This window comes from Streptomyces hygroscopicus (assembly GCF_026168105.1).
GTDB lineage: Bacteria > Actinomycetota > Actinomycetes > Streptomycetales > Streptomycetaceae > Streptomyces > Streptomyces hygroscopicus_D.
Genome location: NZ_LBMW01000015.1, coordinates 118,631 through 139,141 on the forward strand (window position 1 = coordinate 118,631; position 20,511 = coordinate 139,141).

Here is a 20,511-nt window from a genome sequence, read left to right on the forward strand (position 1 = left end):
CGGCCCCGCTGCTCAGAGCGCGTCCGGGCCGCGCTCGCCCGTCCGTACCCGTACGACCGTCTCCACCGGCACCGCCCACACCTTGCCGTCGCCGATCTTCCCCGTCTGCGCGGCCCCGACCACCGCGTCGATCACCGCGTCGGCGTCCGCGTCCTCGACGACGACCTCGATCCGGACCTTGGGCACGAGGTCGACCCGGTACTCGGCGCCCCGGTACACCTCGGTGTGGCCGCGCTGGCGGCCGTAGCCGCTCGCCTCGGTCACGGTCAGGCCGTGCACGCCGAGTTCCTGCAGCGCCGTCTTGACCGCGTCGAGGCGGAACGGCTTGACGATCGCGGTGATGAGCTTCATGCCTGGGACGTGACCTTCTGCGTGGCGGCGGGGAGGGAGTGAGCGACCGGGGCGCCGTGGCCCAGGACCCCGTGATCGTAAGCGGTCTCGGCGTGCACCGTAAGGTCCAGGCCGGTGTGCTCCTGCTCCTCGCTCGCCCGGAAGCCCATCGCCCTGTCGATCAGCCTGCCGATGCCGTACGTGACCGCGAACGCATACGCGGCGACGGCAGCCACGGCCACCAGTTGCTTGCCGAGCTGGGCGAGCCCGCCGCCGTACAGCAGGCCCTCGCTCCCGCCGGTCATCCCCCTGACCGCGAAGAAGCCGATCAGCAGCGTGCCGATGATGCCGCCCACGAGGTGGACGCCGACGACGTCGAGCGAGTCGTCGTAGTTCAGCTTGAACTTCCAGCTCACGGCGTACGAGCAGACGACACCGGCGGCAAGGCCCACGACCAGTGCGCCGAGCAGCGACACCGTGCCGCAGGACGGGGTGATGGCGACCAGACCCGCGACCGCGCCGGACGCCGCGCCGAGCGTGGTGGGGTGGCCGTCGCGCTTCTGCTCCACGAGGAGCCAGCCGAGCAGTCCGGTGCAGCCCGCAGCGAGGGTGTTGAGGAAGGCGGCGGCGGCCAGGCCGTTGGCACCGAGGGCCGAGCCGGCGTTGAAGCCGAACCAGCCGAACCAGAGCAGACCGGCGCCCAGCATCACCATCGGCAGGTTGTGCGGGCGCATGGCGTCCTTCTTGAAACCGAGACGCGGGCCGAGGACCAGGCACAGGGCGAGGCCGGAGGCGCCGGAGGTGATCTCGACCGGCAGGCCGCCCGCGAAGTCCAGGGCGCCCAGGTGGGCGAGGATCCAGCCGCCCGGTCCCCACACCCAGTGGGTCACCGGAACGTACACGAGCAGCGCCCACACCGGTACGAAGACGAGCCACGCCCCGAACTTGGCACGATCCGCGACCGCGCCGCTGACGAGGGCCGCCGTGATGATCGCGAAGGTCAGCTGGAAGGTGGCGAAGAGGACGGTGGGCACGGTGCCGTGCAGGTCGGCAGGGCCGAGGCCCGCCATGCCGGCGTGCTGGAGACCGCCGATCAGCCCGCCCGCACTGTCGTCGCCGAAGGCGAGCGAGTAGCCGACGGCCAGCCACACCACCGTGACCAGGGCGATCGACACGAAGCTCATCATCAGCATGTTGAGGACGCTCTTCGTGCGGACCATGCCGCCGTAGAAGAGGGCAAGGCCCGGGGTCATCAGCAGGACGAGGGCGGTGGCGGCGAGCAGCCAGGCGGTGTCGCCGGTGTCGAGGGCGGGGGCCTTGCCTGCGGCCAGGAACGCGGTGTCCACGGACGGTCTCCTCGGGGTGCGGGGCTCGTCAGAGCGTCACCGCCGCGCGTTTCCTGTCGCGTACAGCTGTGTTTCCGTGACGTTTCGTGTTGCGTTGAGGTTTCCGGAACCTCACCGGATCCGGCCGTTCGGTTGGGCTCCGCGGATCAGGGACAATGGGCGCCATGAGCGTTCGTACCCAGTCATCCGAGCCGACCGAGGCCGTCCACCGGGCGGGCTTCGCGTGTTTCGTCGGCCGCCCCAACGCGGGCAAGTCCACCCTCACGAACGCTCTGGTCGGGCAGAAGGTGGCGATCACCTCCAACCGGCCGCAGACGACCCGGCACACGGTACGGGGCATCGTGCACCGGCCGGACGCGCAGCTGATCCTGGTGGACACCCCTGGCCTGCACAAACCGCGCACGCTGCTGGGCGAGCGGCTGAACGACGTCGTCCGCACGACCTGGGCCGAGGTCGACGTGATCGGCTTCTGTCTGCCCGCCGACCAGAAGATCGGTCCCGGTGACCGGTTCATCGCCAAGGAGCTGGCGGGGATCAGGAAGACCCCGAAGGTCGCGATCGTCACCAAGACGGACCTCGTGGACCCCAAGACCCTGGCCGAGCAGCTGATCGCGGTCGACCAGCTGGGCAAGGAACTGGGGATCGAGTGGGCGGAGATCGTTCCCGTGTCGGCGGTCGGCGACCGGCAGGTGGACCTGCTGGCGGATCTGCTGATCCCGCTGTTGCCCGAGGGGCCGGCGCTCTACCCCGAGGGCGACCTGACGGACGAGCCCGAGCAGGTCATGGTCGCGGAGCTGATTCGCGAGGCGGCGCTGGAGGGCGTGCGGGACGAGCTGCCGCACTCGATCGCGGTGGTCGTGGAGGAGATGCTGCCGCGTGAGGACCGCCCGGCGGACAAGCCGCTCCTCGACATCCACGCGAACGTCTACATCGAGCGGCCCAGCCAGAAGGGCATCATCATCGGCCCGAAGGGCAAGCGCCTGAAGGAGGTCGGCATCAAGTCCCGCAGGCACATCGAGGCTCTGCTCGGCACCCCGGTGTTCCTCGACCTCCATGTGAAGGTCGCCAAGGACTGGCAGCGCGACCCGAAGCAGCTGCGTCGGCTGGGCTTCTGAGAGGCCGTCGGCACCGGAGCGCTACCGCCGCCCGGCACGGGGGCACCCGCGCCCCCGTGCCCGCGCCTTCAGGCGGAGGGCCGCAGGGCGTGCAGGGCCTTGTCGGCACCCTTGGCCCGCAGGTTCACGAAGGCGGGAGTGACGCCGAGGGGCGCGCCGTAGCCCGTGAGGGTCCTGGGCCCGCGGACGACGGTGCCGTGGTTGACGTCGTACCAGTCGCCCGGCGGCAGATGGACGGTCCGGGTCGCGCGGTCGTCGAGCTGCGGGGCGGCGAGGACCGCGGGGCCGAGCATCCACTCGTCGGTGACGGTGTAGCCCGCCTTGTCCTGAGGGAAGTCGAAGAAGAGCGGCCGCATGATCGGGTCGCCGGTCCTCAGCGTCTGCTGCACCTGGTCCCAGATGTAGGGGGCGAGGCGTTCGTGCCGTTCGATCGCGGCGCGGTAGAGGTCGGCGGTCTCCTTGTCGTAGACGACCTTCCGGCCGGTCGTCACGTCGATGGTGTCCACGGGTGACGTGGAGGAGTACATGAGCGGCTGGAGGGCGGCGGACTGCGCCCAGCGCACCAGCACCTGCTTGCCGGGGGCGGGCTCGCCGCCGGAGCCGCCGATCATGTCGGTGGTGACGAAGGGGTAGCCGATCGTGGAGATCGCCAGGTTCTGGGTCACGGAGGCTCGCAGTGACGCCCAGCCGGTGCCCTTGTCCACCTGCCGGGTGACGAAGCCGGCGCGGTGGGCCGCCGCGTCCCAGTGCACGCGGATACCGACGCCCTGCAGGTCGAACCCGTCGGCCAGTTCGGCGCCGAGCCGCTGGTAGTCGGTGGGCTTGTAGCCGTCGTGCGGGGCGCACTTGTCGTCGAAGAAGCGGGTGTCGAACTTCAGTCCGTCGACACCGTAGTCGCTCATCAGCTTTCCGAGCCGACCGGTGTACCAGGCCCTGGCATCGGGGTTGGCGAGGTCGACGATCCCGGCGGTCCCGTTCCACCAGGTGACGGTGCACGGCTTGGAGGAGTCGGCCGCGTCCCGGAGCAGGTAGCCGTGACCGGCCGCGTACTGGTACTGGTCGGAGTCGAGGTTGATCCACAGGGTGACCCAGAGGCCGAAGCCGAAGCCGAGGGTGTGGATCGTGCGGGTCATGGCCTTGGGGTCGGGATAGGCCTTCGGGTCGAAGGTCATGTTCCCGTAGTGGGACTCCCACTTGTCATCGAGCTGGAGGGCGTGCCCGCCGAGGCCGTTGTCGTGCAGCTTCCGCGCGTAGTCGAGGAGCTTGGCCTGGTCGACGTGGGTGTAGAACTGCGCCCAGGAGTTCCATACGGGCTTGGCGTACTGCGCGTACGTGGCGTCGCTCTTCGCCGGCCTGCCCACGATGCCGACGTAGTCGCGGTAGACCTCGAGCGGGGTGGACTCCACGAAGACGGTCGCCCGGTAGGGGTCGGCGGACTCGACGTCGAAACGGCCGAGGCCGTCCTTGCCCTGGTTGATCGCCACGTCCATGACGTGCCCGGTGTCCACGTGCAGCCCGGTCGCGCTCGACGTGTACCAGAACGGGTCGATCATGCTGTAGGAGGCCGGGCCGAAGGCCGGGTGCACGACCTCGCCGCTGTCGAGCGGCCAGGGCTGGTCGGTGCCGGGCCCGCCCCGCGGGGTGTCGGCCTCGCCATGCCCGTACCAGTGTCCGGCGGACTTCAGGTCGTAGGCGAGCCCGAGGCGGTCGGGTGCGGCTCCCCTGACGTTCCAGTCGAGTCGGTAGCGGTCCGCGGACGGGGTGACGCGGGCCTCGACGGTGACGCCGGGAGCGGTCGTGTCGGCGGTGAGGCCGAGGACACCGTCCTTCCAGCTCCAGTGCGTGACCTTGGCGGCGTGCTGCCAGGTCCCGCCGACGCGGAAGCGCAGGGCGCCGGTGCCCGCGCCCGCGGTGGCCAGGACGCGGGCACCGCCGGTTCGGGCGGTTGCGAGGGAGAGCTGGGAGGTCGTCACGTGCAGTAAGTAGCCGGGGGCGTTGCCCGAGGGCCGGACGGTCAGGTCCAGTCCGTCGGCTGATGGAGTGATGTCGACGGCGCGGGCCGCTGCGGCGGCCTGCGCGGGTGCGGTGAGAGCGACGGGAAGGGCCAGGATCAGGGAGAAGGAGCCGAGCAGCGCTCTGAGGCTGCGGGATCGTCCGCGCACGACGCATGTCCTTCTGGGTTGGGAGTCATGGGTCGGGAAGTGCGGTGACACCTGTGCACAATTATGCTTGATTTCGCCGATAATCAAGCAGCAAACGTCATCTGTCAATGCCGGGTTCCGGTTCGGGGCTCCACGGCGTGCGTTTGCAGCCAGGTGTCAGCCAGCGCTTGACATACGGGAATTGAGGGCCCGCGAAGTGCGCGGGCGGTGGCGGAGGGAGCCCGGCGCGGCTCACGCCGGCCTGCGGAACCCGATGGTCGGCACGGCGCGGCGCCGCGGCCACGGTTCGACGCTCGTCTCCGGAACCAGGTTCTCGAGGAACGCGTACCGGCTGAGCGCCGCGGGCTCCTGGTCCTCGTAGGACTGGACCCTGCGCCACCACGCCGCGACCTCGGCCCACCCGGGCGCCGAGAGCGACCCTCCGAACTCCTGCACGGACAGCGCGGCCGTCAGACCCGCGAAGGCGAGGCGGTCGGCGAGCGGCCACTCGGCCAGCGTGCCGGTGACGAAGCCCGCCACGAAGACGTCGCCCGCACCCGTGGGGTCCAGGGCCTCGACGGCGATCGCGGGCACGCTGGCGGTCTCCCCCGTACGCCGGTCCACCGCGTACGCCCCCTCGGAGCCGAGGGTGACGACGGCCAGGGGCACGTACTCGGTCAGCGCGTGCGCGGCGGCACGCGGGCAGTCGGTGCCCGTGTACCGCATGGCCTCCTGCGCGTTCGGCAGGAACGCCTCGCAGTGTTCGAGGTCGGCGAGGCCCGCCAGGTCCCAGACGCCTGTCTCGTCCCAGCCCACGTCGGCGAAGATTCGGGTGTCCCGCCCCGCGGCCTCCGCGATCCAGGGGGCGCGCGGGCCGGGCGTCAGCGAGGCGACGGCGGCCCGGGCCCGGGGCGGGCAGGCGGGGGCGGGCTGCTCCGGGGGCGGCTCATGGCCGTGGGAGACCATGGTGCGCTCCCCCTCGTAGGCCATGGAGACGGTGACCGGAGAGTGCCAGCCGGGGACTCTTCGCGAGGCCGAGAGGTCGATGCCCTCGCCCCGCGCCAGTTCGTCCCAGCAGTACTCGCCGTAGTGGTCGTCACCGAACGCCGCCGCCAGGGAGGTCTTCAGGCCGAGGCGGGCCAGCGCGGTGGCCATGTTGGCGACGCCGCCGGGGCTCGACCCCATCCCGCGGGCCCAGGACTCGGTGCCGCGCACGGGGGCGGAGTCGAGCCCGGTGAAGATGATGTCGAGGAAGACCGTCCCGGTGAGGTAGACGTCCCACGGCGGGTCCCCGGGCACACGCAGAGCGGCAAGGGGGTCGACATGGGGATGGCAGTACGGTCCCTCTCCGATGGTCACGGTGGCTCCCTGGCATGGTGCGGATCCAGCCAGTGTGCACCAATCGCCCCTTCGAGCGGCGCGGGTCGCACCGGAGTCACCGTTCGCATCCGTCGTGGGGGCGCCCGCCGCCTCCGGCCGGCCGCCACGGGTCGACGGCTACCAGCGGGGCACGGTCGGTGTCACCCACTCGGGGTCCGCGACGCGCATCGCCGCGTCGTCGTCGCGGTCGCGCAGGGTGCCGTCGTCGTCGAGCCAGCGCCGATGCAGGGCGGCCAGCCGGTCGCGGTCCAGGGTGACGCCGAGACCCGGGCCCTCCGGAACGGCGATCCTGCCGCCGCGGAACGCGAGGCGCTCGGTGATGACGTCCTCGGACTGCCAGGGGTAGTGGGTGTCGCACGCGTGGTGGAGGCCGGGCACGGTGGAGGCGACATGGGTCATCGCGGCGAGGGAGATGCCGAGGTGCGTGTTGGAGTGCATGGACATCCCGACCCCGAAGGCGCGGCAGACGGCGGCAAGTTCACGCGTGTTGCGCAGACCGCCCCAGTAGTGGTGGTCGGAGAGGACCACCTGGACGGCGCCGCGCCGGAACGCCTCCTCGATCTCGGCGAAGGTGGTCACGCACATGTTGGTGGCGAGTGGCACGTCGGTCCCCGCCGCGACCTCGGCCATGGCGGGTGTGCCGAGCGCGGGGTCCTCCAGGTACTCGAGGACATCGCCCAGCTCCCGGGCCACCTTCAGCGAGGTCTCCACCGACCAGGCACCGTTGGGGTCCAGGCGCAGCGGATGCCCGGGGAAGGCCTCGGCGAGGGCGCGGATCGCGGCGGCCTCCCGGTCCGGTGGGAAGACCCCGCCCTTGAGCTTGAAGGACGTGAAGCCGTACCGCTCCTTGAACGCGCGGGCCTGCGCGACGACCCCGTCCGGATCGAGGGCGGCGCCCCAGCCGTCCTTCTCGCACACCACGCCCTCGGGGTGGTCGGCCCACCGGTAGAAGAGGTACGCGCTGTACTCGACCTCGTCGCGCACCTTGCCGCCGAGCAACGTGTGCACGGGCAGGCCGAGCACCTTGCCGAGGGCGTCGAGGCAGGCGACCTCGAAGGCGGAGACGACTGACAGGCGCAGCTTGTCGGCGGTCTGCACACCGCGCAGGCCGCCGACGCCGATCTGGTCCTCGACCCGGGACCGGTGGACGGCGACCTCGTCGGCGACGGTGAACAGCCCGTTCAGATCCGTGACCTGGCGTCCGTTCAGCCGGTCGGCGAAGGGCCGGGCCAGCTCCAGGTACCTGGTGTCGCCGTACGTCTCGCCGACCCCGGTGGTCCCGTCGGCGGTCACCACCTCCACGATCAGCCGGGGCGTGTACGGCTGGTGGACGCCCTGAGTGTTGAGCAGCGGCGGGTCGGCGACCAGGATCGGCGTCAGCCGCACCTCGGCGATGGACAGGTCACGGGACCGGGTCCCCTGCGCCATAGTGAACTCCCCATTGAGACGCCATCCATATATGAGGACAGAGATTAGATAGACGAACAGTGAGGCGTCAATGACGGGCACGGGCACGCATTCCGGCCGATGGAAGGCACGCACGTTGGCCGCACTTTGGCCCACGCGGCTACCCGACTCCATCCACTCCAAACTCACATGTGATCCACATCACACACCCCGCGCTTCTTCTCGAACCGCGCGCTTGATACAAATTGCCCGCGCGTTCCTGTCGGTCGACGGACGGCGCCCCAACCCCCTTTTTCCGAGCCGCCCTTCCGCATGCCCTGGGAACGCCCGTGTCCTCCCGCACCAACCCGCCCTGGTCCCTGGTCGCCCTCTTCACCGCCGGGTACCTCGCCGCGTACCTCCTGCCCACCACCGTCGACAGGCTCAGCTCCGGCCTGGCGCTCAGCGCCACCGAGGCCGGCTCCATCGGCAGTGCCCTGCTGCTGAGTTCGGCCGGCGCGGGCTTCCTGCTCGCCGCCCACGTCCACCGCATCGGGCCGCGCCGCCTCGCCCGGGCCGGCCTCCTGCTCGCGGCCGTCGGCCACGGCACGGCCGCCCTCTGCGACAGCCTCCCCGTGGTCGTCGCGGGAGCGGTCGTCGGCGGGTTCGGATCCGGTACGGTCACCACGGTCGCCGCGACCGGCATCGCCGCCATGGGGGCGCCCCGTGCTCGAACGGAGTCGAGAGCGTGGGCGAGCGACCCCCACCGGGCCTCCACGCTGGGCCTGCTGAGCGTCTCCGCGCTCGCGGGCGCGGTCTATCTGACGGTCCCCCACCTCGGCCCGGGCCACGGTCTCCCGCTCGCCGCGATCGCGCTCACCGCGCTGCTGGTGTGGCCCGCGGCCGGCCGTCTGACGAGCCCCGCGCCGACGGCCACGGCTCCCCGCGGGACGGGCCGCCTGCCCCACCCCCGCTCCGGTCTCGTCCTGGCCGCCGGGATCCTCTGCTGGTCCCTCGCCCAGAACTCCCTGTGGGGCGTCAGCGGACGCATCGGCCTCGCCCAGGCGCACCTCACGGAGGTCACCGTCGGCGTGGTCTTCGCGATCGCGCTCGGCGCCGGACTGCTCGGCGTGATCGGCGCGGGCATGCTCGGTCCGCGCCTCGGCAGCGCGGTCCCCATCGGCGCGGGCACCGCGCTGATCGCCGCCTGTATCGCGCTCAGCGCCCGCGCCACCGGCCTCGGCACCTTCGCGACGGGCGAGATCGCCTGGAACATCCTCTACCCGATCGTGCTGTCATATCTGATCGGCCTTGCCGCCTCCCTCGACCAGCGCGGCCGCTGGGCGGTCCTCGTGGGCTCGGCGTCCTCGCTGGGCACGGCGGCGGGCCCGCTCATCGGCAGCGTGCTCTCCGCCCGGGCAGGTTTCCCGGCGATGGGCGCCATCCTCGCCACCGGTCTGTTCGCCATCACACTCCCGCTGACCGCGGTCGCCCTGCACACCGGCGGCCGGCCGCTCCTGCCGGGCGTGGTGCGCCGCCGCGGGGGCACCCCGGCCGCCGTGGTCGCCGCGGCGACCGGCACGCCCGCGGGCTCGGTGCCGACGGTCGGTGCGCCGGAGCAGCCGGTGGTGGAGATCCCGCTCGGCACACCGGCGAGTCCGGTTCGGCAGGCGTACAGCACGGCAGGGCCCCGGCAGGCGACCGCCGCACCGGGATCCGGGAACCGCTGAGCGGTGTCCGGCACTCCGCGCCCTGCGCGAACGGCCGGACACCACCTGGCCGCTACGCGAACTCGTACGCCTCCACCTCGGCGAGGTAGCGCGCCCGCCGTTCCTCGTCGTGCTCCAGGAAGGAGGAGACGAAGGAGTTGCGGGCCAGCTCGCGCATCTGTTCCCTGCTCAGGCCGAGGGTTTCGTGCACGGCGTGGAAGTTGTCCGCGACATATCCGCCGAAGTACGCGGGGTCGTCGGAGTTGACGGTGCACAGCAGCCCGGCGTCGAGCATCGCGGGCAGCGGGTGGTCCGCCAGGGTGTCCACGGCGCGCAGCCGGACGTTGGACAGCGGGCAGAGCGTCAGCGGCACCCGCTCGCGCACCAGCCGCTCGACGAGCGCCGGGTCCTCCATGCAGCGCAGTCCATGGTCGACGCGCTCGACGCCGAGCACATCGAGGGCCTCGGTGATGTACTGCGGCGGCCCCTCCTCACCGGCGTGCGCGACCCGGCGCAGCCCGAGGGCGGCGGCGGCCTCGTACACCTCGCGGAACTTGGCCGGCGGGTGTCCGACCTCGGCCGAGTCGAGGCCGACGCCCACGATCCGGTCGAGGTAGGGCTCCGCCGCCCGCAGCGTCTCGAGGGCCGAGTCGGCCGGCTCGTCACGCAGGAAGCACAGGATCAGCTGGGTGGAGACGCCGTGGTTCTCCTCGCTGCGGCCGAGCGCGCGCCACAGACCCTCGACGACCGTCCCCATCGGTACGCCCCGGGCGATGTGGGCCTGCGGATCGAAGAAGATCTCGGCGTGCCGCACGCCCTGCGCGGCGGCCCGCTCGAGGTAGGCGTTCGCGAGGTCCTCGAAGTCCAGCTCGGTCCGCAGCACGGCCATGAGCTCGTAGTACAGGTTCAGGAAGGACTGGAGGTCCTCGAAGGCGTAGGCCGTGCGCAGCTGCTCGGTGTCGGCGTAGGGCAGTTCGACGCCGTTGCGCTCGGCGAGCGCGAAGGCCAGCTCGGGTTCGAGGGTGCCCTCGATGTGGAGGTGCAGTTCGGCTTTGGGGAGCGGGAGGGGCATCGACATATCGTACGAGGGCATACCGCCACTTGCGTCGCGCCACTTCCGTCGCGCCACTGCCCCGCCGTCACCGCCGTTTCGGCAGGGGCACCCGCATCAGGTCACGCGCCACGGTCAGTTCGCCCTCGAAGCCGGCGGCCCGTGCCTGCCGCTCGAACTCCTCGGGGTCCGAGTAGCGCTGGCTGAAGTGGGTGAGGACGAGATGCCGCACACCGGCGTCCGCCGCGACACGCCCCGCCTGACCCGCGGTCAGGTGCCCGTGATCGGCGGCCAGCCGGGCGTCCTCGTCCAGGAAGGTCGACTCGATGACGAGCATGTCGCAGCCGTCCGCGAGGTCGTGCACCCCGTCGCACAGCCGGGTGTCCATGACGAAGGCGAACCGTTGTCCGCGCCGCACTTCGCTGACCTCGTCGAGCAGGACCCCGCCGAGGGAGCCCTCACGCTGGATCCGGCCGATGTCGGGCCCCGCGATGCCGTGCGCCGCGAGGCGCTCGGGCAGCATGCGGCGCCCGTCGGGCTCGACGAGCCGGTAGCCGAAGGACTCGACGGGGTGGGAGAGCCGACGAGCCTGAAGGGTGTATCCGGGGGTGACGGCGAGGGTCCCGTCGGCCTCGACCGGTGCCTCGGCCAGCCGGACGGTCTCGCGGTACGCCGTCGCATACCGCAGTCGCTCGAAGAACCGCTGTCCCGACTTCGGGTAGTGCGCGGTGATCTTGTGGGGCACCTGGTCGAGGTTGATGCGCTGGATGACACCGGCAAGTCCGAGGGAGTGGTCCCCGTGGAAGTGGGTGACGCAGATCCGGTACACGTCGTTGGCGGCGACTCCGGCGCGCAGCATCTGCCGCTGGGTGCCCTCGCCGGGGTCGAAGAGGATGCCCCGGCCGTCCCACCGCAGCAGATAGCCGTTGTGGTTGCGGTGCCGGGTCGGGACCTGGCTCGCGGTGCCCAGGACCACCAGTTCACGTACGGACACGGTGTCTTACCCGGGGGGCCACTGCAGGCCGCGGCCGCCAAGGACGTGGGCGTGCGCGTGGAACACGGTCTGGCCGGCGCCGCTGCCGGTGTTGAACACCACGCGGTAGCTCTCCAGCTTGTGCTCCGCGGCGACCTCTCCGGCCTCGCGGAGCACGTCGGCGGCGATGGCCGGTTCGGCGGCGGCAAGGGCGGCGACGTCCCTGTGATGGACCCGGGGAATGACCAGCACATGGGTCGGGGCCTGGGGGTTGATGTCCTGGAAGGCGACGGTGGTATCGGTCTCCCGGATGATCGTCGCCGGGATGTGTCCCGCGATGATCTTGCAGAACAGGCAGTCGTCCTGCGGTTCTCCCGCCATGTGCGTGTCTCCTCACACCGACTGATCACGACGACGGCATGCTATCGGCCCGGACCCGGCGGGCACCCACCCCCTTCGGGAGGGGAAGCCGTGCCCTTCCCCCATCGCAGGCCTCGAAGGCGGGCGGTGAGGTCGCGTCACCGGGACGGCAGCTCCGGGGGCCGCTTCGCCGGGTGTTCCTCCAGCGCCGCCAGGGCCAGCCGGATCGCCTCGTCCAGCTGCACGTCACGCCCGGCCGCGTGATCCTGCGGCGCCTGTACGACCGCCACATCGGGATCGACGCCGTGGTTCTCGACGCCCCACCCCGGCCCCTCCAGCCAGATCGCGTACTTCGGCTGCGTCACCAGCGTCCCGTCGACCAGGCGGTATGTGCTGTCGATGCCGACGACCCCGCCCCAGGTCCGCGTCCCCACCACCGGCCCGATCCCGAGCGCCTTGACCGCCGCGGTGACGATGTCCCCGTCCGACCCGGAGAATTCGTCGGCGACGGCGACGACGGGCCCGCGCGGCGCATCCTCGGGGTAGCTGTAGGGCCGCTGCCCGCGCGGCGCCTCCCATCCCACGATGCGCCGCGTCAGCTTCTCCACGACCAGCTGGGAGGTGTGCCCGCCCCGGTTCTCACGGACGTCCACGACCAGTCCTTCCCGGGCGAGTTCGACCCTCAGGTCGCGGTGGAGCTGTGCCCACCCCGAGCCCACCATGTCCGGCACGTGCAGGTACCCGAGCCGCCCGCCGGACCGCTCGTGCACATGGGCCCGCCGACCGGCCACCCACGCGTGGTACCGCAGCGGCCCCTCGTCCGCGATCGGGATCACGACGGCGTGCCGCGGGTCGCCGCCGCCCGCGGGCAGGACCGTCAGCTCCACCGGTTTGCCCGCCGTCCCGACCAGCAGCGGCCCGGGCCCGGTCACCGGGTCCACCGGCCGGCCGCCGACCGCGACGATCGCGTCCCCGGCCCGTACGGCGACGCCGGGCGCGGCCAGCGGCGCGTGCGCGTCGGGGTCGGAGGTCTCCGAGGGGAGCACCCGGTCGATGCGCCAGTTCCCGTCCGCGTCCCGGGAGATGTCGGCCCCGAGCAGCCCCTGCCCCCGGTCGGCGCCCGGTCCGCGCCCGGGCGGCGCAACGTACGCGTGCGAGGTGCCCAGCTCGCCCTGCACCTCCCACAGGAGGTCCGTGAGGTCGTCGTGGGTGGCGACACGCCCGAGAACGGGCCGGTACCGGTCAAGGACGGCCTCCCAGTCGACCCCGCCCAGGTCCGGCCGCCAGAAGTTGTCCCGCATGAGGCGTCCGGTCTCGTCGTACATCTGCCGCCATTCGGCCGCGGGGTCGACGGTCTGCCGTATGCGCGACAGGTCGACGGTGATGTTCGCGCCGCTGTCGTCGTCGCCCGGGGCGCGCCGGTCGCTCGGTACGACCTTGAGCTTGCCGTCGGTCCACAGCAGCACCCGCTTGCCGTCGCCGCTGACCGCGAAGTGGTCGGCGTCCGCGGCGAGGTGCTCGACACGCTGCTGGACGAGGTCGTACCGCTCCAGCTCGGTCCTCGGCTCGGGGTCGTCGGGCGTGGCGCGCGACGTGCCGAGCACACCGCGCACCGGATGCCGCAGCCACAGCACCCCGTCCTTGGCAGCACGCAGCCCGGAGTAGCGCGCGGCCTCGACCGGGAAGGGCACGATCCGGTCGGCGAGGCCCTCCAGGTCGATCCGGGTCGTGGGCGTGCCCTCGCTGTCGGGCGTCTCGTCCTTGTCGGGCGTCTCGAGGGGACGGCCGTGCCGCTGCGGGCCGAAGGGCGACGGAGTGGTCGCGGCCAGCGTGATCAGATGCGGCCGTGAGCCGCCCACGAAAGCCAGGTCGAAGACGTGCTCGTCGTAGACGGGGTCGAAGGAGCGCGCCGAGAGGAAGGCCAGGTGCTTCCCGTCCAGCGTGAACGCGGGCGCGTAGTCCCGGAAGCGGAGCGGTGTCGCCTCGATCACCGACAGATCGGCCGTGTTGGCGAGCTTGAGCTGGCGCAGCGGGCGGGGGCCGGGGTGGGACCAGGCCAGCCATGCCGAGTCCGGCGAGAAGACCAGCCCGCCGACCTCGCCGTCCGCGCTGCGGTCGACCTCGCGCACCTCGCCGCTGTCACGCTCGACGAGCAGCACCCGCCCGTCGTGCGCGGCGACCGCGACCCTGCTGCCGTCGGGCGCCAGCGCGAGCCCGAGCACCCGGCCGATCCGCCCGGCCGCCAGCCTGCGGGGGCTGGCGCCGGGCGCGAGGCCAGTGGCGGGCGCGAACTCCAGTGCGTCGTCGCCCTCCGCGTCCGTCACCCACACCACCCACTCCTCGCCGTCCACACGGAAGGTGTGCGGCTGCCGCGCGCGGATGCCCTGCTCGGCGGCGAGCGCGCGGGCCGGACCCGAGCGGTGGGTGACCCAGTGCACGGCGCCGCGCACGGAGACCGCGCTGCCCCGCCCGGTGTGGTCGGGCGAGGCGGCCCCGAACCAGCGGGCCGCGCTCACCGGGTGCGGCTGGAGGCCGACGCGCTGCCCGCCGAGCCGGATGCCGAGCCGCCGGGGCTCGGCGCCGTCGAGGTCGTCGAGGAGCCACAGTTCACCGGCGGAGCAGTACACGACCCGGGTGCCGTCGGTGGCCGCGTGCCGGGCGTAGAAGCCTCCCCCGAGGGGTGTGTGCCGGCGCAGGTCCGACCCGTCGGCGAGCGACGAGTACAACGCGCCGACGCCCTCGTGGTCGGCGAGGAAGGCGATCCTCGCCCGAGGTCCGGGCTCTGCCCGGCCGGAAGTGCCCCCCGTCGTCACCCACACCGGGTACTCGATGTTGCCGTCGAGGTCCTCGTGGAGCCGTACGAACTCCCCCTCGCCCTCCCGGTCGATCCACAGCTTCCCCGCGGTGCCGCCCCGGTACCGCTTCCACCAGGCGGCCTCCCGGCCCATCGACGCGGACAGCAGCACCGTGCGCGGACCGTACGCGACCTCGCCGACCGGCCCGTGGGGCAGCCTGGTGGCCGGTCCGCCGTCGAGCGGCACGGCGTGCGCCCAGGTGCGGCGCAGCGAGGCCTGGCCGGCCGCGCTCAGGGCGAGCACGTGGCCCCCCGGGGTCCAGCCGCGCACCTGGGTCCTCGAACTTCCCCAGTACGTCAGGCGCTTGGCAGGTCCGCCGTCGATCGGGGCGATGTGCACCTCGGGTGCGCCGTCGCGGGTGGAGGTCCAGGCGACGGTCGTGCCGTCCGGGGAGATACGGGGGTGGTTCACCGGGACGCCGTCGGCGCTGACCCGCCAGGCGCGGCCGCCGTCGAGCGGGGCGACCCAGACGTCGTCCTCGGCGGTGAAGGCGACCAACTCGTCGTGCACATGCGGGAAGCGGAGATACGCGGGCGATGCGGACCGAGTCACCGGATCACCCTAAGCAGCGAGTGCCCTCTCCGGCAGGGGTTTCCCCACTTGCCCCGGCACCGTGCGCCTGTCACTTGCCCTGGACCGGCCAGCAGGTGGGGTCGCCCTGGCACCAGATGGTCTTGGTCACGGTGACGGTGGGCCCGGGCTGCCAGGGAGTGATCGGCCGGTAGGTGGCGGGCGGTGTACCGGCCGGTGTACCGGCGTCGCAGTTGCCCAGGCCGCTGACGTGGAAGAGTTCCTTGCCGCCCACGGTGGCCCTGAGGTCTCCGCGGACGCACTTGCCGTCGACGGCCCGGGTGACCCTGCCCTTCACGGTGATGTCCTTGCCGTCGCTCGTCTGTCCCCGGCAGTCGACGGTGACGACGGTGGTCTCGGTCGGCGCGGGCGTCCGTACGGACGCGGCGGTCGTGCCGCCGTTGCCGTAACTGCCGGTGCAGCTGAGCCAGCGCACGTTCACATGCTGCCGTTCCAGCTCCCTGGTCGCGGTCTGGTCGGTGGTGTACGCCGCCGACACGGAACTCAGGTCACCGGGCTGGCACGCCACCGCTCCACCCACGGCGACCGTCACGAGCCCGGTCACCGCCGCGAGCCGCGGCCCCTTCGGCCGCCGCCAAATCCGCCTCAATGCCCCCATGGAGGGCAGCGTGCCACTGACCCGGCCACGGCGGTAGAGCGCATACGGCCATGGCTCACACGCCGGTCAGGTCGCACGGAACACGGCGGCCTCAGCCGCGCAGCAGCAGCCACTCCTGGAGTTCCACCAGGTTGCCCTCGGGGTCCTTGAGATGGGCGACGCGCATACGGTCGGTCATGGGGGCCGGGCCGTGCAGCAGGGTCGCGCCCCGGGAGGTGATTCCGTCGCAGTACGCGTCCAGGTCGTCCACGCGCAGCACGACCAGCGAACGGTGGCCGGTCGCCTCGTCGCCCAGTTCGCCCAGGACCTGGGCCATCATCTCCCGGTCCTGCAGCGCGATGCCCGCCGAGCCGGTGGAGGGGCTGAACTTCTCGTACGGGCCGTCCACCGCCCCCGACTGGGGCTTGAGGCCGAGGACCTCGGCGTAGAACCTGTAGCACGCGGCGAAGTCCGAGACCAGCAGCCGCACTTGGGCGAGTTCCATGGTGTCCCCCTTGGGTCAGGACCAGCGGCCCGTGCGGCCGAGCAGCAGCGCCGTCGCCGCGGTACCGGCGGTCGATGTACGCAGGACCGTACGCCCCAGCCGGAACGCCCTCGCACCCGCGACCTGGAACGCCGCCAACTCCTCGGGCGCGACGCCCCCTTCGGGCCCGACGACCAGCACGATCTCACCCTCGGCGGGGAGTTCGGCCCTCGCCAGGGGCTCGTCGCCGCTCTCGTGGAGGACCGCGGCGAAATCGGCTTTGGCGAGAAGTGCGGCAACCTGCTTGGTGGAGGCCGCGTCCGCGACCTCCGGGAAGCGCACCCGGCGGGACTGCTTTCCCGCCTCGCGGGCGGTGGCCCGCCACTTGCCGAGCGCCTTCAGCCCGCGGTCGCCCTTCCACTGGGTGATGCACCGGGAGGCCGCCCACGGCACGATCGCGTCGACGCCCACCTCGGTCATGGTCTCCACCGCCAGCTCGCCCCGGTCCCCCTTGGGCAGGGCCTGGACGACGGTGATGCGCGGGGATCCCTCGGGCTCCTCCTGGAGGGACTCCAGGTCCGTCACCACCAGGCGGTCCTTGCCCTCGGCGGCCTTCACCACTCCCTCGGTCCACCGTCCGCGCCCGTCCGTGAGGACCACGTCCTCGCCGGGCCGCAGCCGCTTCACCGAGACGGCGTGCCGCCCCTCGGGGCCGTCGAGCACGAACTCCGCCCCGATTCCCTTGAGTTGGTCGACGAAGAACACGGGAGCCGTCATCGCCCGGCACCTCCCGTCGACAACCCTGTCGTGGCCGCCCGGAGTTCCGCCGCCAGCACCTCCACCAGTTGCCCGGCGGGCAGTTCACGGGCCAGACGGTGGCCCTGCCCGGCCCACAGCGCCATGCCCTGCGCGTCACCGGCCTTGGCGGCCGCCTTGCGCAGCGGCGAGGTGAGGTGGTGGATCTCGGGGTAGGCGGCGGGCGCGTAGGGACCGTGCTCCCGCATGAACCGGTTGACCAGACCGCGCGCCGGGCGCCCGGAGAACGCGCGGGTCAGCTCGGTCCGGACGAACCGGGGGTCGGTCAGGGCCTGCTTGTGCACTCGGTTCGCGCCGGACTCGGGCGTCGCGAGGAACGCGGTGCCGAGCTGTGCGGCGCTCGCGCCCGCCGCGAGCGCCGCGGCGATCTGGCTGCCGCGCATCAGGCCTCCGGCCGCCACGACGGGGATCCGTACGGCCTCGCGGACCTGGGCGACCAGGGAGAGCAGGCCTATGCCGGCGCCGTCGTTCTCGGCGATGTCGCGGTGGGTGCCCTGGTGGCCGCCGGCCTCGACGCCCTGCACGATCACTGCGTCGGCCCCCGCGTCCTGTACGGCGAGGGCCTCCTCGGCGGTGGTCGCGGCGGCCAGGGTGAAGGTGCCCGCGCGACGCAGGGAGTCCAGTACGTCCGGGGCGGGGACCCCGAAGTGGAAGGAGACCACCGGCACCGGGTTGTCGAGGAGGACGGCCAGCTTGGCGTCGTAGCCGTCGTCCCGGCCGCTCTCGGGGTCGCCGAGCTCGGTCTCGTACCAGGCGGCCTCACCTGCGAGCTGGCTGGCGTAGACCTCGACGGCGGCGGGGTCGGCATACTCGGGCTGCGGCAGGAACAGGTTCACGCCGAAGGGGGCAGCCGTGAGCCCGCGGAGCTGCTTGATCTCCTGGTACATACCGTCGGCGGTCTTGTAGCCGGCGGCGAGGAATCCCAGACCGCCGGCCTCGGACACGGCGGCGGCGAGCTGGGGCACGGAGACGCCACCCGCCATGGGGGCCTGCACGATCGGATGACGGAGAAGATCGGTCAGCGCGGAGGACATGACCGCATGTTGTCACGTCCTCCGAACAAGTCCGAATCCGGCCTTCCGCCGGCATAGGCCGGGGGAATGGGCGGCGGGTCAGAGGCGGTGGGCGGGCACCGGCGACCGTCGACTTTCAGCCAACTTCGTGCGACGCCGGACGCCTCGCCAACGCCGGGTGCCCAACAAAACGTCACCGCCCGTTGAACGCATCCTTCAGCCGCGAGAACAATCCCTGCTGCCCCGGCTGGAACTGCCCCTGCGGCCGCTCTTCGCCCCGCAGCTTCGCCAGCTCGCGCAGCAGCCGCTCCTGCTCCGGTTCCAGCTTCGTCGGGGTCTGCACCTCGACGTGGACGACGAGGTCGCCGCGGCCGCCACCACGCAGATGTGTGACACCGCGGTTGTGCAGCGGGATCGACTGCCCGGACTGCGTACCGGGACGGATGTCGACCTCCTCCAGGCCGTCCAGCGTCTCCAGCGGGACCTTCGTGCCGAGGGCCGCCGCCGTCATCGGGATGGTGACCGTGCAGTGCAGATCGTCGCCGCGACGCTGGAAGGTCGAATGCGGCAGCTCGTGGATCTCGACGTACAGGTCGCCGGCGGGACCGCCGCCGGGGCCGACCTCGCCCTCGCCGGCGAGCTGGATCCGGGTGCCGTTGTCGACACCGGCGGGAATCTTGACCGTGAGCGTCCTGCGGGAGCGCACGCGTCCGTCGCCCGCGCACTCCGGGCACGGGTTGGGGACGATCGTGCCGAAGCCCTGGCACTGCGGACACGGCCGGGAGGTCATGACCTGACCCAGGAAGGACCGCGTGACCTGCGAGACCTCACCACGGCCGCGGCACATGTCACAGGTCTGCGCGGAGGTCCCGGGCGCCGCGCCCTCGCCGTTGCAGGTGTTGCAGACGATGGCCGTGTCGACCTGGATGTCCTTCGTCGTGCCGAAGGCCGCCTCGTCGAGCTCGACCTCCAGCCGGATCATGGCGTCCTGCCCCCGGCGGGTGCGCGAGCGCGGACCGCGCTGCGACGCCGTACCGAAGAACGCGTCCATGATGTCGGAGAAGTTCCCGAAGCCGCCCGCGCCGAAGCCGCCCGCGCCGGCACCGCCCGCCTGGGACAGCGGGTCGCCGCCGAGGTCGTAGACCTGCTTCTTCTGCGGGTCCGAGAGCACCTCGTACGCCGCGTTGATCTCCTTGAACCGCTCCTGCGTCTTGGGATCGGGATTGACGTCCGGGTGCAGCTCGCGGGCGAGCCTGCGGAACGCCTTCTTGATCTCTTCCTGCGACGCGTCGCGGCGCACGCCGAGGACGGCGTAGTAGTCCGTGGCCACTTACGACTCCGCCAGGATCTGTCCGACGTACCGTGCCACCGCTCGTACCGCTCCCATCGTTCCCGGGTAATCCATGCGGGTCGGTCCGACCACGCCGAGTTTGGCCACTGCCTCGCCGCCCGAACCGTAGCCGACGGAGACGATGGAAGTGGAGTTGAGTCCCTCATAGGCGTTCTCATGGCCGATACGCACCCGCATGGCCGGATCCTTCGCCTCACCCAGCAGCTTGAGGAGCACGACCTGCTCCTCAAGCGCCTCCAGGACGGGGCGGATGCTGAGAGGGAAATCATGCGCGAAACGGGTGAGATTGGCGGTTCCGCCGATCATCAGCCGCTCCTCGGTCTCCTCCACGAGCGTCTCCAGAAGGGTGGAGAGCACGGTGGAAACCGCACCCCGGTCCTCCGCCTCGAAGGCTTCGGGCAGGTCCTGCACGAGCTGCGGAACGTCCGCGAAGCGGCGGCCGGCGACTCGGCTGTTGAGCCGGGCACGCAGATCCGCGAGAGACGTTTCTCCGAACGGCGCCGGGCAGTCGATCATCCGCTGTTCGACCCGGCCGGTGTCCGTGATCAGCACGAGCATCAGGCGCGCGGGCGCCATCGACAGCAGCTCCACGTGCCGCACGGTCGAGCGTGTCAGCGACGGGTACTGCACGACGGCGACCTGACGGGTGAGCTGCGCGAGCAGCCGTACCGTACGCGCCACCACGTCGTCGAGGTCGACGGCGCCCTCCAGGAAGTTCTGGATCGCGCGGCGCTCGGGTGCGGTCATCGGCTTGACGCCCGCGAGCTTGTCGACGAAGAGGCGGTAGCCCTTGTCCGTGGGGATGCGTCCGGCGCTGGTGTGCGGCTGGGCGATGTAGCCCTCCTCCTCCAGCGCGGCCATGTCGTTGCGGACGGTGGCCGGGGAGACACCGAGGTTGTGCCGCTCGGTGAGCGCCTTGGAGCCCACCGGCTCCTCGGTGCCGACGTAGTCCTGGACGATGGCGCGCAGCACTTCGAGCCTGCGTTCACTGAGCATCGCGCACACCTCCAGCGATCGACGTCCCGTTGGCGCT

General features: G+C 72.0%; 17 protein-coding genes. 2 read left to right on the top strand and 15 right to left on the bottom strand.

Going from position 1 to position 20,511, the window contains the following annotated elements:
- Positions 1-12 precede the first annotated feature (12 nt).
- On the bottom strand, positions 13-351 hold the full coding sequence (locus AAW14_RS16990; RefSeq protein WP_265564686.1) for a P-II family nitrogen regulator: 339 nt from the start codon (positions 349-351) through the stop codon (positions 13-15).
- A complete protein-coding gene (locus AAW14_RS16995) occupies positions 348-1,676 on the bottom strand; it encodes an ammonium transporter (protein ID WP_322741079.1) in 1,329 nt (442 codons plus the stop codon). Before AAW14_RS16995 ends, AAW14_RS16990 begins: the two co-directional genes overlap by 4 nt.
- 164 nt (positions 1,677-1,840) lie before the next feature.
- Between AAW14_RS16995 and era the strand changes: the two genes are divergently transcribed.
- Positions 1,841-2,791 (top strand): GTPase Era, encoded by a 951-nt coding sequence (gene era / locus AAW14_RS17000; RefSeq protein WP_265564687.1) that lies wholly within the window; start codon positions 1,841-1,843, stop codon positions 2,789-2,791.
- 68 nt (positions 2,792-2,859) lie between these two features.
- Here era and AAW14_RS17005 read toward each other — a convergent pair whose 3' ends face one another.
- The 3 genes from AAW14_RS17005 to AAW14_RS17015 all read right to left on the bottom strand — a co-directional run bounded on the left by AAW14_RS17005 (position 2,860) and on the right by AAW14_RS17015 (position 7,740).
- A complete protein-coding gene (locus tag AAW14_RS17005; protein ID WP_265564688.1) occupies positions 2,860-4,953 on the bottom strand; it encodes a glycoside hydrolase family 31 protein in 2,094 nt (697 codons plus the stop codon).
- 231 nt (positions 4,954-5,184) lie between these two features.
- Positions 5,185-6,291 carry a carbohydrate kinase family protein gene (locus AAW14_RS17010; RefSeq protein ID WP_265564689.1) on the bottom strand — a complete coding sequence of 369 codons (1,107 nt, stop codon included), beginning with the start codon at positions 6,289-6,291 and terminating at the stop codon, positions 5,185-5,187.
- 138 nt (positions 6,292-6,429) lie between these two features.
- Complete coding sequence (locus tag AAW14_RS17015) at positions 6,430-7,740, bottom strand: glucarate dehydratase family protein (protein ID WP_265564690.1); 1,311 nt, start codon at positions 7,738-7,740, stop codon at positions 6,430-6,432.
- Between the two features lie 308 nt (positions 7,741-8,048).
- Here AAW14_RS17015 and AAW14_RS17020 point away from each other — a divergent pair, with 308 nt between their 5' ends.
- A complete protein-coding gene (locus tag AAW14_RS17020; RefSeq protein ID WP_265564691.1) occupies positions 8,049-9,428 on the top strand; it encodes an MFS transporter in 1,380 nt (459 codons plus the stop codon).
- Positions 9,429-9,480: 52 nt separating this feature from the next.
- Here the strand turns inward: AAW14_RS17020 and AAW14_RS17025 are convergent, their stop codons facing one another.
- The 10 genes from AAW14_RS17025 to hrcA form a co-directional block, all read right to left on the bottom strand.
- Positions 9,481-10,479, bottom strand: coding sequence for an adenosine deaminase (locus tag AAW14_RS17025; RefSeq protein WP_265564692.1), 999 nt, complete (start codon positions 10,477-10,479; stop codon positions 9,481-9,483).
- A gap of 67 nt (positions 10,480-10,546) precedes the next feature.
- Complete coding sequence (locus AAW14_RS17030) at positions 10,547-11,452, bottom strand: ribonuclease Z (RefSeq protein ID WP_265564693.1); 906 nt, start codon at positions 11,450-11,452, stop codon at positions 10,547-10,549.
- Between the two features lie 6 nt (positions 11,453-11,458).
- Positions 11,459-11,812 carry a histidine triad nucleotide-binding protein gene (locus AAW14_RS17035; protein ID WP_265564694.1) on the bottom strand — a complete coding sequence of 118 codons (354 nt, stop codon included), beginning with the start codon at positions 11,810-11,812 and terminating at the stop codon, positions 11,459-11,461.
- Positions 11,813-11,949: 137 nt separating this feature from the next.
- Positions 11,950-15,198, bottom strand: a complete 3,249-nt coding sequence (locus AAW14_RS17040; protein ID WP_265564695.1) for a S41 family peptidase — start codon at positions 15,196-15,198, stop codon at positions 11,950-11,952.
- A gap of 70 nt (positions 15,199-15,268) precedes the next feature.
- Positions 15,269-15,835 (bottom strand): hypothetical protein, encoded by a 567-nt coding sequence (locus AAW14_RS17045; RefSeq protein ID WP_265564696.1) that lies wholly within the window; start codon positions 15,833-15,835, stop codon positions 15,269-15,271.
- 91 nt (positions 15,836-15,926) lie between these two features.
- On the bottom strand, positions 15,927-16,319 hold the full coding sequence (locus AAW14_RS17050; protein ID WP_265564697.1) for a VOC family protein: 393 nt from the start codon (positions 16,317-16,319) through the stop codon (positions 15,927-15,929).
- 15 nt (positions 16,320-16,334) lie between these two features.
- Positions 16,335-17,075, bottom strand: coding sequence for a 16S rRNA (uracil(1498)-N(3))-methyltransferase (locus AAW14_RS17055; RefSeq protein ID WP_265564698.1), 741 nt, complete (start codon positions 17,073-17,075; stop codon positions 16,335-16,337).
- Positions 17,072-18,148, bottom strand: coding sequence for a nitronate monooxygenase (locus AAW14_RS17060; protein ID WP_265564699.1), 1,077 nt, complete (start codon positions 18,146-18,148; stop codon positions 17,072-17,074). The genes AAW14_RS17055 and AAW14_RS17060 overlap by 4 nt, the downstream gene beginning before the upstream one ends.
- A gap of 172 nt (positions 18,149-18,320) precedes the next feature.
- Positions 18,321-19,457, bottom strand: coding sequence for a molecular chaperone DnaJ (gene dnaJ / locus AAW14_RS17065; protein ID WP_265564700.1), 1,137 nt, complete (start codon positions 19,455-19,457; stop codon positions 18,321-18,323).
- Complete coding sequence (gene hrcA / locus AAW14_RS17070) at positions 19,458-20,474, bottom strand: heat-inducible transcriptional repressor HrcA (RefSeq protein ID WP_265564701.1); 1,017 nt, start codon at positions 20,472-20,474, stop codon at positions 19,458-19,460. It abuts the gene before it with no gap.
- Between the last annotated feature and the right edge of the window lie 37 nt (positions 20,475-20,511).